This is a genomic window from Achromobacter sp. EG18 (assembly GCF_059759395.1).
Map to the genome: position 1 here is coordinate 1,043,770 of NZ_CM186213.1, position 11,759 is coordinate 1,055,528.

Annotated in this window: 12 protein-coding genes; 10 read left to right on the forward strand and 2 right to left on the reverse strand. The window is 70.2% G+C overall.

All coding sequences use genetic code 11. The features are described 5' to 3' along the window. The first annotated feature begins 19 nt into the window (after nt 1-19). A complete protein-coding gene (locus AC6CR5_RS05000) occupies nt 20-340 on the forward strand; it encodes an Rdx family protein (protein WP_047991598.1) in 321 nt (106 codons plus the stop codon). Nucleotides 341-418: 78 nt separating this feature from the next. Here the strand turns inward: AC6CR5_RS05000 and AC6CR5_RS05005 are convergent, their stop codons facing one another. Next, nucleotides 419-1,948 carry a tripartite tricarboxylate transporter permease gene (locus AC6CR5_RS05005; protein WP_026384967.1) on the reverse strand — a complete coding sequence of 510 codons (1,530 nt, stop codon included), beginning with the start codon at nt 1,946-1,948 and terminating at the stop codon, nt 419-421. A 3-nt stretch (nt 1,949-1,951) separates the two neighbouring features. Next, on the reverse strand, nt 1,952-2,422 hold the full coding sequence (locus AC6CR5_RS05010) for a tripartite tricarboxylate transporter TctB family protein (protein ID WP_498085294.1): 471 nt from the start codon (nt 2,420-2,422) through the stop codon (nt 1,952-1,954). A gap of 396 nt (nt 2,423-2,818) precedes the next feature. On the opposite strand from AC6CR5_RS05010, the gene gspG reads away from it, so the two are divergent. From gspG to AC6CR5_RS05055, 9 genes are all read left to right on the forward strand, one after another. Beyond that, entirely contained in the window at nt 2,819-3,262 is a 444-nt protein-coding gene (gspG, locus tag AC6CR5_RS05015; protein ID WP_026384969.1) for a type II secretion system major pseudopilin GspG, read from the forward strand. Then, complete coding sequence (gspK, locus tag AC6CR5_RS05020) at nt 3,234-4,229, forward strand: type II secretion system minor pseudopilin GspK (RefSeq protein ID WP_498085295.1); 996 nt, start codon at nt 3,234-3,236, stop codon at nt 4,227-4,229. The genes gspG and gspK overlap by 29 nt, the downstream gene beginning before the upstream one ends. Further along, nucleotides 4,229-5,464, forward strand: a complete 1,236-nt coding sequence (gene gspL / locus AC6CR5_RS05025; protein ID WP_498085296.1) for a type II secretion system protein GspL — start codon at nt 4,229-4,231, stop codon at nt 5,462-5,464. Before gspK ends, gspL begins: the two co-directional genes overlap by 1 nt. Next, complete coding sequence (locus AC6CR5_RS05030; protein WP_026384971.1) at nt 5,461-6,057, forward strand: type II secretion system protein M; 597 nt, start codon at nt 5,461-5,463, stop codon at nt 6,055-6,057. Before gspL ends, AC6CR5_RS05030 begins: the two co-directional genes overlap by 4 nt. Before the next feature lie 4 nt (nt 6,058-6,061). After that, a complete protein-coding gene (locus AC6CR5_RS05035; RefSeq protein WP_498085297.1) occupies nt 6,062-6,238 on the forward strand; it encodes a hypothetical protein in 177 nt (58 codons plus the stop codon). After that, nucleotides 6,235-7,680: a type II secretion system ATPase GspE gene (gene gspE / locus AC6CR5_RS05040; protein WP_498085298.1), complete on the forward strand. Its 1,446-nt coding sequence runs from the start codon at nt 6,235-6,237 to the stop codon at nt 7,678-7,680. Before AC6CR5_RS05035 ends, gspE begins: the two co-directional genes overlap by 4 nt. Nucleotides 7,681-7,688: 8 nt before the next feature. Then, a complete protein-coding gene (gspF, locus tag AC6CR5_RS05045; protein WP_026384973.1) occupies nt 7,689-8,897 on the forward strand; it encodes a type II secretion system inner membrane protein GspF in 1,209 nt (402 codons plus the stop codon). Between the two features lie 244 nt (nt 8,898-9,141). Continuing rightward, nucleotides 9,142-10,377 (forward strand): substrate-binding domain-containing protein, encoded by a 1,236-nt coding sequence (locus tag AC6CR5_RS05050; RefSeq protein ID WP_006384901.1) that lies wholly within the window; start codon nt 9,142-9,144, stop codon nt 10,375-10,377. 129 nt (nt 10,378-10,506) lie between these two features. Further along, nucleotides 10,507-11,721, forward strand: a complete 1,215-nt coding sequence (locus AC6CR5_RS05055; protein WP_498085299.1) for a PstS family phosphate ABC transporter substrate-binding protein — start codon at nt 10,507-10,509, stop codon at nt 11,719-11,721. Nucleotides 11,722-11,759: the final 38 nt, after the last annotated feature.

The following is an 11,759-nucleotide window of genomic DNA, read 5'->3' on the forward strand; positions in this document are numbered from 1 at the left end:
GCGTAGAATGATCCGCGCCATGACTACCGCCGCCGCCCGTCCCCGCATCGTCATCCTCTATTGCACACAGTGCCAATGGCTGCTGCGCGCCGGCTGGATGGCGCAGGAGCTGTTGTCCACCTTCGCCACCGACCTGGGCGAGGTGGCGCTGCAGCCCGGCACCGGCGGCGTGTTCCAGATCACTTATGACGGCGAACTGCTCTGGGACCGCAAGGGCGATGGCGGCTTTCCCGAGGCCAAGGTGCTCAAGCAACGTGTGCGCGACCGCCTCGATCCGGGGCGGCCGCTGGGCCATATCGACGGCCATCGCGCCGCGCCCGAAGATCCGTCCGGGGCGTAAGCGCGGGCGCGGCGCGAGTCGCGCCTCTGCAAATGGGACAGCCGCCCCGGGGGCGGCCGTCCATCGGCGCGGCGTGGCTCAGGCCGCCGAACCGGATTCCCGCAGGGCCGCCTGCATCCTGTTCCTGTGGCGCACGGCCGATACCAGCAGCAGGGCGATCAGCATCACGCAGGCCAGCACGAAGCCCAGGCTGATCGGACGCGTCACGAAGATAGCCAGGTCGCCGCGCGACAGCAGCAGGGCGCGGCGGAAGTTCTCTTCCACCATCGGCCCGAGCACGAAGCCCAGCAGCAGCGGCGCCGGTTCGAAACGCAACCGGATCAACGCATAGCCGGCCGCGCCGAACAGCGTCACCATGCCCACGTCGAACAGGTTGTTGTTGGTGCTGTAGACGCCGACGCAGACGAAGAACAGCGCCGCCGGGAACAGGTAGCGGAACGGCACGGTCAACAGGCGCACCCACATGCCGATCAGCGGCAGGTTGAGCAACAGCAGCAGCACGTTGCCGACCCAGAAGCTGGCGATCAGCCCCCAGAACATGTCGGCGTGTTCGACCATCATCTGCGGTCCGGGCTGGATGCCGTGGATGATCAGCGCGCCCAGCATCAATGCCATCACCGGGTCGCCGGGGATGCCCAGGCTCATGGTGGGGATGAAGCTGGTCTGGGTCGAGGCGCTGGTGGCGGCCTCGGGGCCGGCGATGCCCTCGATGGCGCCGCGGCCGAAGCGGCGCGGCTCGCGCGCCACTTTCTTTTCCACCGCGTACGAGATGAACGAGGCGATGGTCGGGCCGGTGCCCGGCAGGATGCCGAATGCCGCGCCGATGGCGGTGCCGCGCACCAGGGCGCCGCGCGACTGCTTGATGTCGCCGGCTTCGGGGCGCATCGACTTCATGCTGACCTTGGTGCTGGTGACCTTGGTGTCGCCGCCGATCTGGTTGATGTTCTTGAGGAAGTCCGCCACGCCGAACAGGCCCATGGCCAGCGCCACGATCTGCAGGCCGTCGCTCAGTTCGAGGATGCCGAAGTGAAAGCGCATGGTGCCGGTGTTGACGTCGGTGCCGATCACGCCGAGCAACAGGCCGACCACCACCATCGCCACGCCCTTGATCGCCGAGCCCTTGGCCAGCGTGGCGCCGGCCAGCAGGCCCAGCATCATCATCGAGAAGTACTCGGCCGGGCCGAACTTGAAGGCCACGTCGACCAGCAGCGGCGAGAACAGGATCATCGCCAGGATGCCGACGGAGGCGCCGCAGAACGACGAGAACATCAGCATGAACAGCGCCGAGCCGGCCTTGCCGTTGCGCGCCAGCGGATTGCCGTCCAGGCAGGCCACCGCGTGCGAGGCGGTGCCCGGCAGGTTCAGCATGATGGAGGTGATGCCGCCGCCATACTGCGAGCCGTAGTAGATGCCCGACAGCATCACCAGCGCCGCGGTCGGCGTCATGGTGTAGGTCAGCGGCAGCAGGATCGAGATGGCGGCCAGCACGCCCATGCCGGGCAGCACGCCGATCAGGTTGCCCATGAACACGCCGAACACGGCCCACAACAGGTTGTCGAGCGCGAACGCCACCGAGAACCCGTGCATCAGGTTATTGAGGATTTCCATGGCTCAACCCCAGCGGAACAGCGGGAACTGCAGCTGCAGCGCCCAGGAGAACACCGCGACGCCGAGCAGCGTCACGCCTACCGCCAGCAGCGCCGCGCTGCGCACGGTGTGCTGGCGGTCGCCCATGGCCGAGATGAAGACCAGCGCGAACGTAGCGGGCACCAGGCCGCCGAATTTGCCGATCAGGATGAAAGCCATCAGGCCGCCGATGATGCAGCCCCAGCCGCGCCATTCGGGCGGGGGGATGTCCTCGGCGTCCTCTTCCGCCGCCAGGGGCGAGTAGGCCGTGCGCGCGATGACCAGCCCCAGCAGGACCAGCAGCACGCCGAGGATGGCGGGGAACATGCCCGGGCCCATGCGGGCCAGGCTGCCGATGGTGTACGTGGATGCCTGCGCGATGGCGCCCAGGCCGAGCACGATCATCGTGCCCGCGGCCCACGCCTCGCGCTTGATGACGCAGCGTTTGGATTGCATTGGATTCCTTCCTCCCTTTGTTGCGGCTTTCTTCCGAGACTGACTTGGATCTGAAAAAAAGCTGACATTCCAATGAATGCGGGAGTCTAAAAATCCAAACTTCCGTTCACCTTTCAGGAAACGGAAAAAATTGCGGCGCCCCGGCGAAGCCGCCGGCAGAACGCGGGAAATCCCTAGGCGGTTGCCGGATCCAAAGGCGCCGCAAATGCCGCCGGCGCGCGCGTCGACTGCCTTTCAAAGCTCCACACAATGGGTCAAATGCGTGAAATCCGGGTTGGCCACACTGTGCGGACCCGAGGGGCGGTGCGGGCGGTTTCGCCGCCACCCGCCATGCCGTCCCCCGGGCTCCCCGTGTGATTGCCCCGGAGTCCAAGCGCGATGAAAGCAGGCCGGTTCATGACGGATAGGCAGTACCCGCCCAGGCGCCGGCAGCGTGGTTTCACGCTGATCGAGATCATGGTGGTGATCGTCATCATGGGTATCCTGGCGGCGCTGATCGTGCCGCGGCTGCTGGACCGGCCCGACCAGGCGCGCGCGGTGGCGGCGCGCCAGGACATCAGCGCGCTGATGCAGGCGCTCAAGCTGTACCGGCTCGACAACGGCAGTTACCCCAATACCGAGCAGGGCCTGCGCGCCCTGGTCGAACGACCGGCTTCGGGGCCGGGCGCCTCGAGCGCCTGGCGCGCCTACCTGGACCGCCTGCCGAATGATCCCTGGGGCCACCCGTATCAATACCTGAACCCCGGCACCCGGGGCGAGATCGACGTGTTTTCGCTGGGCGCGGACGGCAAGCCGGATGGAGACGCGGGCAATGCCGACATCGGTTCCTGGCAGCTGTGACCGGCAGCGCGGCATGGCGGTGATCAGCGCCTTGCTGGTGGTGGCGGCGGTGACGATGATCGTCGCGTCGTTGCTGCAGCGCCAGGACACTTTCCTGCGCGCGGTGCAGGCGGCGCAGACGCGCGCCCAGGCCCAGGCCGTGCTCGAAGCCGGGCTGGGCCTGGCGCGCCAGTTGTTGCGGGAGGACAGCCGGCGCCAGGCCGCGACACGCGCCGATGGCGACTGGGCCGCGCCCATCATCGACACGCGGCTGCAACCGCCCGGCCGCGATACCGCCTTCGTCGGCCGGCTGGAGGACGAGCAGGGCAAGTTCAACCTGCGCAATCTGGTGTTCGAAGGACGGCTGCACCAGGACGGCGTGGAGGAACTGCTGCGCCTGTGCGCCCTGGTTGGCGTGGCGCCCGAGGTGGGCATGGCCATCGCCCAGCGCATGCTCGATTCGCAGCCGGGGGCGGCGTCGGGCGCGGTGCTGCCGGCGCCGCGCGGCCTGGAGGAGCTTGCCGGCGTGGCGGGCGTGGACGCGGCGGTGCTGGCGCGGCTGCGGCGCCATGTGACGGTGCTGCCGCGCGTCACGCTGGTCAACGTCAACACCGCCAGCGCCGAAGTCATCGCGGCGCGCGTGCCGGGCATGTCGCTGGAGCAGGCCAGGGCCATGGTGGCGCAGCGCGACGGCGGCCTCTGGTTCGTCAACCAGGGCGACTTCGCCAATCGCCTGGCCAGCGCCAGCGGCGCCGGGCAGGCCGCGGGCGCCGATACAGGCAGCAACGCAAGCGGCAACGCCAGCAACAACGCCCGCGGCGACACCCCCGTGGCGGCGCCGCAAGCGCCGCGCGTGGCGGTGGCCAGCGGCTGGTTCACCTTGACCGGCGCGGCCCGGCTGGGCGACGCGATCCTGCCGTTGAAGGCGCTGCTGGCGCGCACCAGCGACGGCGCCTCGCGCATCGTCTGGTCGCGGGAAGGCGCGTGATGGCCTCGATCCGCGTGCTGTTGCCGCCATTGCGCATTCTCGCGGCTGATACGCCGCTGCCCCTGGCGGTGCAAGAGAAGGCCGGCTGGCGCCGCCAGGCGCCCCTGTCCCTGGCGGAACTGGGGCGGCGCTGGCCGGGCGCGCGCGTCACCGTTTTCCTGCATCCCGAAGACCTCACGCTGACGTCGGTGTCGTTGCCGCCGCTGACGCGGGCCCGCTTGCGGATCGCGGTGGAAGGCGCGATCGAACCGCTGGCGCTGGGGGACCCTGACACCTTGCGCATCGGCCACGGCCCCCGCGACGCCGATGGGCGGGTCGCCGTGGCCTGGGTCGACGCCCAGGCGGCCGCGGATGCGCAGTCGTTGCTCTCCGCCAGCGGACTGTCGCTGGCGGCCTTCGCGCCGACGCCGTTGTGGCTGCCCGAGACCGCGTCGGGCTGGACGCTGTATTGCCTGGATGGCTACCTGGTGGCGCGCCAGCCCGACGGACGCGGCGCGCTATATGCGCGGGAAATGGCCGATGGCGACACGCCGTCGACACTGGCGCGGACGTTGGGGCCGGACGCCGCCGCTTGCGCCGCCGGCGCCCGCCAGTGGATCGGCGCCGTGCCGGCGCAGTGGCGTGGCGATGCGGCCGACCCGGTGTTGCCGGAGGCGGCCTGCGGCGTGATGGCCGATATCCCCTGGACCATCGCGGCCGCCGCCGACGGCCATGCAGCGGCCGGCGCCTGGGGCTGGGGCAGGGCGACCGCGCTGGCCATGGCGGCGGCCGCGGTATGGATGGCCGGCCTGGCATTGCAGGCAACCCGGTTGGAACATGGCGCGCAGGCCCTGCGCCAGCAACAGGCGCAGGCGTTGCGCCAGGTGTTTCCGTCGATCACCACGGTGGTCGACCCGCTGGCGCAGGCGCGCCGGCAACTGGCCGCGCGCCGCGCCGGCACGGGTGATGACTGGCGCGAACTCGGATTCCTGTTGCGGGCGGCGCGCGAACACATGGCCTTCGCCGCGGGCGACGTGCTGGCCTGGCGCTATGAGGCGGGCGGCCTGGAGCTGGACATGCCGCCCGCGGCCCGTCCCGGGACGCAGGATGCGCCCGCCGACGGCAAGCCGGCGGCTACGCCCGGCTGGGTCCAGGCGGCGCGCCAGGCGGGCTTGGCGGTCCAGGCCACCGCGACCGGTTGGCGCCTGCGCCGCGCGCCGGCGGATGCCGAGGCCGGGAAGGCGGAACGCTCATGACGCTGGCGCCTCCTCCCAGGCCGCTGGGCCTGCCGGCGCTCTGGCGCGGTCGCTGGCGCGCGCGCCGCCAGGCCTGGCAAGCCCGCGGCGTGGCGGCCTGGACGCGCCTGTCGCACAGCGAAAAACGCCTGCTGGCGCTTTGTGCCTGCGTCGTCGGCGCGGCGCTGTGCTGGCTGGCGGTGATCGAACCGTCGCTGGCGCGCATCGAGCGCAGCCGGCAAGCGCTGCGGCAGCTGGAAGCGGGCGCGCGCGAACTTGATGCCGTATTGCGCCAGGCCGGCCCGCCGCCAACGGCGCGGCAGGCGGCGGTGTCGGCCGAAACACTGGGCCGCTGGCTCGATGCGGCCGGACTGGCGGGCCGCTACGAGGTCAGCGCCGACGCCGCCGGCGCCTGGCGCATTCGCTTCGACCACGCGCCCGCCGCGCCGCTGGCGGCCTGGCTGCTGGCCGGCCCGGCGCCGTTGCCGCTGGCGTTGACGCGCGTCGAGCTGCAACGCCAGGACGAAGCCGAGCCCGCCGAGCCTGGCGTAGCGCCGGGCGAAGGCCTGGCCGGCGTGGTGCTGCTCGGTCCCATTTCCCCCAACGAAAGGTAATCCCGTGACGCAGTACCCCTTGCAGCGCACCGTCTACCGCGCGTCCGCCCGCCGCACCGCCGCCAGCATGGCCAAGCTGCTGGCGCTGGCGGGGTGCGCGCCCCAGCAACGGCAGGCTGGTCCCGTGGCCGAGGTATCGATCGACCGCGTGCCGCCCCTGGCATCGTCGCGGGCGCCATGAACGCGCGCGATGCCAGCCCGCGTCACAAGCTGCCCTATGCCTGGGCGCGCCAGCACCGGGCGCTGCTGCAGTGGCAGGGCGGGGGTTTCGGCGAACTGGTCATCACCGACCAGACGCCGGCCTGGGCCGTGATCGAGGCGCGGCGTCGCCATGGCCCCATGGCGCTGCGCCGCGCCGCCGACGCCGAGTTCGACGGGCTGCTGGCCGCCGCCTACGCCGATGCCGGCGACGCCGCCTCGGTGGTCGGCGCGGCCGAGAACGAGGTCGACCTGGACCGCCTGCTGCACGAGATGCCCGAGGTCACCGACCTGCTGGACGCGCAGGACGACGCGCCGGTGATCCGCATGATCAACGCGCTCTTCACGCAGGCCGCGCGCGACGGCGCCAGCGACATCCACATCGAGCCCTATGAAACCCATTCGGTGGTGCGCTACCGGGTCGACGGCGGGCTGCGCGACGTGGTCAGCCCGCGCAAGGCGTTGCACGGCGCGCTGATCTCGCGCATCAAGATCATGGCGCACCTGGACATCGCCGAAAAACGGCTGCCGCAGGACGGGCGCATCGCGCTGCGCGTGGGCGGCCGGCCGATCGACATCCGCGTTTCCACCGTGCCCACCGGCCACGGCGAACGCGCGGTGCTGCGCCTGCTGGACAAGGAGGCCGGCCGCCTGCGGCTGGAGAAGCTGGGCATGGCGCCGGGCGTGCTGCGCGAACTGGATCGCCTGGTGCACCAGCCGCATGGCATCGTGCTGGTCACCGGGCCCACCGGCAGCGGCAAGACCACCACGCTGTATGCCGCGCTGGGCCAGATCGACGCCGCCACCTCGAACGTGCTGACGGTCGAGGATCCGGTGGAATACGACCTGCCGGGCATCAGCCAGATCCAGGTCAACGCCAAGATCGACATGAGCTTCGCGGTGGCGCTGCGCGCCATCCTGCGGCAGGACCCGGACGTCATTATGATCGGCGAGATCCGCGACCTGGAGACCGCGCAGATCGCGGTGCAGGCCTCGCTGACGGGCCACCTGGTGCTGGCCACGCTGCACACCAACGATGCCGTTTCGGCGCTGACGCGGCTGACCGACATGGGCGTGGAACGCTTCCTGCTGGCCTCGTCGCTGCTGGGCGTGCTGGCGCAGCGCCTGGTGCGGCGCCTGTGCCTGGACTGCCGCCGGCCATCGCCGCAGGAACCGGGCCTGTTCGAGCCGGTGGGTTGTCCGGCCTGCAACCACACGGGTTATCGCGGCCGCACCGGCATCCACGAGTTGTACATCGTCGATGACGCCCAGCGCGGCCTGATCCACGAGGGCGCCGGCGAACAGCAGCTGCGCGTGGCCGCGCAGCGCGCCGGCATGAAGCTGATGCGCGAGGACGGCGAACGCTGGGTGCTTGCCGGCCAGACCTCGCGCGAGGAAATCATCCGCGTCACGCGGGACGGGTAGGGCGGACCATGGCGGATTTTCGTTTCGAAGCGGCCGACGCGCTCGGCAGGATCCAGCGCGGCGTGTTGAGCGCCGACAGCGCCCGCGCCGCCCGCGCGCAGCTGCGGGCCCAGGGGCTGACCGCGCTGGCGGTGCGCCTGTCGGCCCGGCGCGGAGCCGGCTCGGCGGAGCTGTTCGCCGCGCGGCTGTCCGATAGCGATCTGGCCTGGGCCACGCGCCAGCTTGCCAGCCTGCTGGCCGCTGGGCTGCCGCTGGAGGGCGCGCTGTCGGCCACCGTCGAGCAGGCCGAAAAGAAGCATATCGCCGCCACGTTTTCCGGCGTGCGCGCCGACGTGCGCGGCGGGCAACGCTTTTCCGATGCCCTGAGCGCCCGGCCGCGCGATTTCCCGCCGATCTACCGCGCCCTGATCAAGGCCGGCGAGGACTCCGGCGACCTGGCCCGCATCATGGAACGGCTGGCCGACTACATCGAGGGGCGCAATGCGCTGCGCTCGAAAGTGCTGACCGCGTTCATCTATCCGGCCATCGTCGGGGTGGTGTCGATCTGCATCGTGGTGTTCCTGCTGGCCTACGTCGTGCCGCAGGTGGTCAGCGCCTTTTCGCAGGCCCGCCAGGAGCTGCCCTGGATCACCCGCGCCATGCTCGCCGCCAGCGATTACGTGCGCGCCTGGGGCGGCTTGAACGCGCTGGTCGCGGCGCTGCTGTTCGGCCTGTGGCGCCTGTCGCAGCGCGCCGAGGCGGCGCGGCTCGCGTGGCACGGGCGCATCCTGCGGCTGCCGATGATCGGCCGCTTCGCGCTGGGCGTGAACACCGCGCGTTTCGCCGCCACGCTGGCGATCCTGGCCGATGCCGGCGTGCCGCTGCTGCGCGCGCTGGACGCCGCGCGGCAGACGCTGGCCAACGACTGCCTGCGCCGCGCGGTGCTCGACGCCACCGAACGCATCGAAGGCGGGTCTGGCCTGGGCGCCGCGCTGCGCCAGCAGAAGGTGTTTCCGCCGCTGCTCTGCCACCTGGTCGCCAGCGGCGAGAAGACCGGCACGCTGGCGCGCATGCTGGACCGCGCCGCGCAGACGCTGTCCGCCGACATCGAGCGGCGCGCCATGGCCATGACGGCGATGCTCGAACCGCTGATGATCCTGATCATGGGCGGGGTGGTGCTGACCATCGTGCTGGCGGTGATGCTGCCGATCATGGAGATCAACCAGATGGTGGGCTGAGACGGTATCGACACGCGCGCCGCAACGTGAAGGCGCAATCGGCGCGGGCGTAGCGAACTCCGCACATCTCCGCACATTCTTACCTCACTCCACACCTTTTTTCCCGTCGCTGTCACCTCGTCTGATCAACATGTCTCCAACGCATCAGGCCGGCCTTTGCAGAGCGCCGCCGGATGCGTTCTCGGGTCCATTCGTTCTTTTCTCCCCACGCAGTTCTGTCCTAAACGAGTGCAAGGAGCAAGACATGTTCAATCGCAATTCCCTGGTCGCCGCGCTGTCGGCGGTCGGCATGCTGTCCCTGTCGGGCGCCGCCCTGGCGCAACAGGTCGTGGTGTCGGGTGGCGCGACGCTGCCCCAACCGCTGTACCAGGATGAAATCAACAGCTTCCCGGCGTCGACCTTCAAGGCCTACGTCGGCAAGGGCAGCGGCGCGGGCAAGACCGCCTTCCTGACCAACAGCGCCGTCGGCTTCGACAGCACCGGCGTGGTCCACTGGATCGGCAGCGACTCGATCCTGACCCAGACCCAGATCAACGACTACCTGACGACAGGCCTGGGCAAGATCGGCAACACCTCGGGCCATGGCCCGCTGGTCCAGATCCCGTCGGTGGGCACGCCCGTGACGATCTCGTACAAGGGTCCCGCGGCCGGCGTCACGCTGAACAAGGCGCAGCTGTGCGGCGTGCTGTCGGGCAAGTACACCAAGTGGAGCGACGTCGGTGTCTCCTCCGGCTCGGCGCCCGACGCCTTCACGGTGATCTACCGTTCGGACAGCAGCGGCACCACCGAACTGCTGACCCGCCACCTGCAGGCCGTCTGCGGCACCGACGCCAACGTCGCGTTCAGCGGCAAGAGCACCTTCGCCCAGGAATTCCCGGGCAACACGCCGCCGGCCAACTTCCTGGCCGCCGCCGGCAGCGGCGGCGTGGCCACGGCCATCAGCGCCCAGGCCTCGGCCATCACCTACCTGAGCCCGGATCCCTCCTTCACCGTTGCGCTCGAACAGGCCTCGCTGATCAACAAGAACAACAGCGTGGCGTACGCGCCGACCTCGGCCAACGTCAGCACCGCCCTGGGTAGCGCGGCGGCCCTGCCGCCCGCCACCGGTGTGGTGCAACGTGACCCGGCCGGCGCCAACTGGACCGACACGAACAACCAGGCCAACCCGTTCAACTGGGTGCGTTCGACGGTCAACCCGGGTTCGGGCTACCCGATCGTGGGCTACACCAACTTCGTGTTCAGCCAGTGCTACACCGACGCGGCCGTGGCCACGGCGATCAAGAACTTCCTGACCACGCACTACTCGACCGCCAACTCGACCGTCGGTGGCAGCAACCCCGGCAAGATCGACCAGCACAAGCTGGTTCCGCTGACCCCGGCGAACCGCACGCGCGTGCTGGCCGCCTTCATCAACGGCACCACCGCCAACCTGAACATCAACAACGCGACGGTTTGCGGCAGCTACGCCGGCCGTGGTTGATTTCACGATGGTTCGCTAGCACTGGCCGTCAAGGCAGAGCGGGGCGGAGCAACCGGCAACGGGGCTTCGCCCTTTTTTTCCAGGGCGCGGCGCTACATGCCGGCAGGCGCCCGATGCCCGGAGTTCGCCATGAGCAAGTACCTTCTCCGCTTCGCCACGCTGTGCCTGCTGGCCCAGGCCTGCATCCACGGCGCGGCCGCCGGCCAGATGATAGTCTCGGGCGGCGCCACCTTGCCCCTGCCGCTGTACCAGGAGACCCTCGCCAAACTCCCGCCGGGGATTTTTCCGTCCTACGTGGGCACGGGCAGCACGGCCGGATTGCGCGCGTTCCTGCTCAATACCGCGGACACGTTCGGCCGCAACGGGGCAGTCCACTGGATTGGCAGCGAGACGCCGTTGACCCAGGCGCAGATCGCCGACTACCTGGTCCAGGGTTGGGGACGGCAGGGCGACCCCGCCGGCCACGGGCCGTTGATCCAGATTCCGGCCGCGTATGTGGCCGTCACGATTTCCTACAAGGGCCCGTCGCAGCCCGTCACGCTGAGTTCCCGGCAGCTTTGCGCGATCTTCTCGGGCATGGTGGATCGCTGGAGCCAGTTGGGGGTGTCGGTGCCGCCCTCGCTGGACGCCTTCAAGCTGGTCTACCGTGCAGACGGCAGCGGCACTACCGCGTTGCTGACCCGTCATCTGCGTGCCGTCTGCGAAACCGGCGGCGCCTTGCGGTTCACTGGCAAGAGTGTGTTCCGGGAGGAGTTCCCGCCCGGGCCCTTGCCGGCCCATTTCGTCGAGGCGCATGGAGACGACGGCGCCGCCGCGGCGATGGCGGGGAATGTCTCGGCCATCACCTATATCGGACCGGACCCCGTCTACACCGCCGGCATCAAACAGGCCTGGCTGGTCAACCTGCATGATGGCGTGGCCTACCTGCCGACGTCCGCCAATGTCCTCGCGGCAATGGAATCGACCGGCGCGCCGGCGCTGCCCAACGGCACGGCGGTGGGGCGCGGTCCGGGCGCGCCGGGCTGGTCGTCGCCGGACAATCCGGGCAATCCGGCCAACTGGGTGCGGATCGTGGCGGATCCGCCCGGCGGCTATCCGATCGTCGGCTCCACCAACCTGGTGCTGAGCCAGTGCTATGCCGATACCATCGTCACGAGCGCCTTGCGGGTGTTTCTCAAGCGCCTGTACGAGGACCCCTTGGCCATCGCCAGCCATCAGTTGGCGCCGCTGCCCGCCACGCTGCGCGCGCACCTGCTGGCCACCTTCGTCAGCCCCGCGGGGACGCCGGCGCGCTTGAACCTCGGCAATGCGGCCGTGTGCGGCGACGTCGCCGGCCGTGGCTGAGGCGCGCGCCGCACTGTTACGCCACTCCACACCTTTTT

Excerpts from the sequence above, each read along its gene's own strand:
- AC6CR5_RS05000 (WP_047991598.1), top strand. The coding sequence starts at position 20 with ATGACTACCGCCGCCGCCCGTCCCCGCATCGTCATCCTCTATTGCACA.
- AC6CR5_RS05005 (WP_026384967.1), bottom strand. The coding sequence starts at position 1,948 with ATGGAAATCCTCAATAACCTGATGCACGGGTTCTCGGTGGCGTTCGCG.
- AC6CR5_RS05010 (WP_498085294.1), bottom strand. The coding sequence starts at position 2,422 with ATGCAATCCAAACGCTGCGTCATCAAGCGCGAGGCGTGGGCCGCGGGC.
- gspG (WP_026384969.1), top strand. The coding sequence starts at position 2,819 with ATGACGGATAGGCAGTACCCGCCCAGGCGCCGGCAGCGTGGTTTCACG.
- gspK (WP_498085295.1), top strand. The coding sequence starts at position 3,234 with ATGCCGACATCGGTTCCTGGCAGCTGTGACCGGCAGCGCGGCATGGCG.
- gspL (WP_498085296.1), top strand. The coding sequence starts at position 4,229 with ATGGCCTCGATCCGCGTGCTGTTGCCGCCATTGCGCATTCTCGCGGCT.
- AC6CR5_RS05030 (WP_026384971.1), top strand. The coding sequence starts at position 5,461 with ATGACGCTGGCGCCTCCTCCCAGGCCGCTGGGCCTGCCGGCGCTCTGG.
- gspE (WP_498085298.1), top strand. The coding sequence starts at position 6,235 with ATGAACGCGCGCGATGCCAGCCCGCGTCACAAGCTGCCCTATGCCTGG.
- gspF (WP_026384973.1), top strand. The coding sequence starts at position 7,689 with ATGGCGGATTTTCGTTTCGAAGCGGCCGACGCGCTCGGCAGGATCCAG.
- AC6CR5_RS05050 (WP_006384901.1), top strand. The coding sequence starts at position 9,142 with ATGTTCAATCGCAATTCCCTGGTCGCCGCGCTGTCGGCGGTCGGCATG.
- AC6CR5_RS05055 (WP_498085299.1), top strand. The coding sequence starts at position 10,507 with ATGAGCAAGTACCTTCTCCGCTTCGCCACGCTGTGCCTGCTGGCCCAG.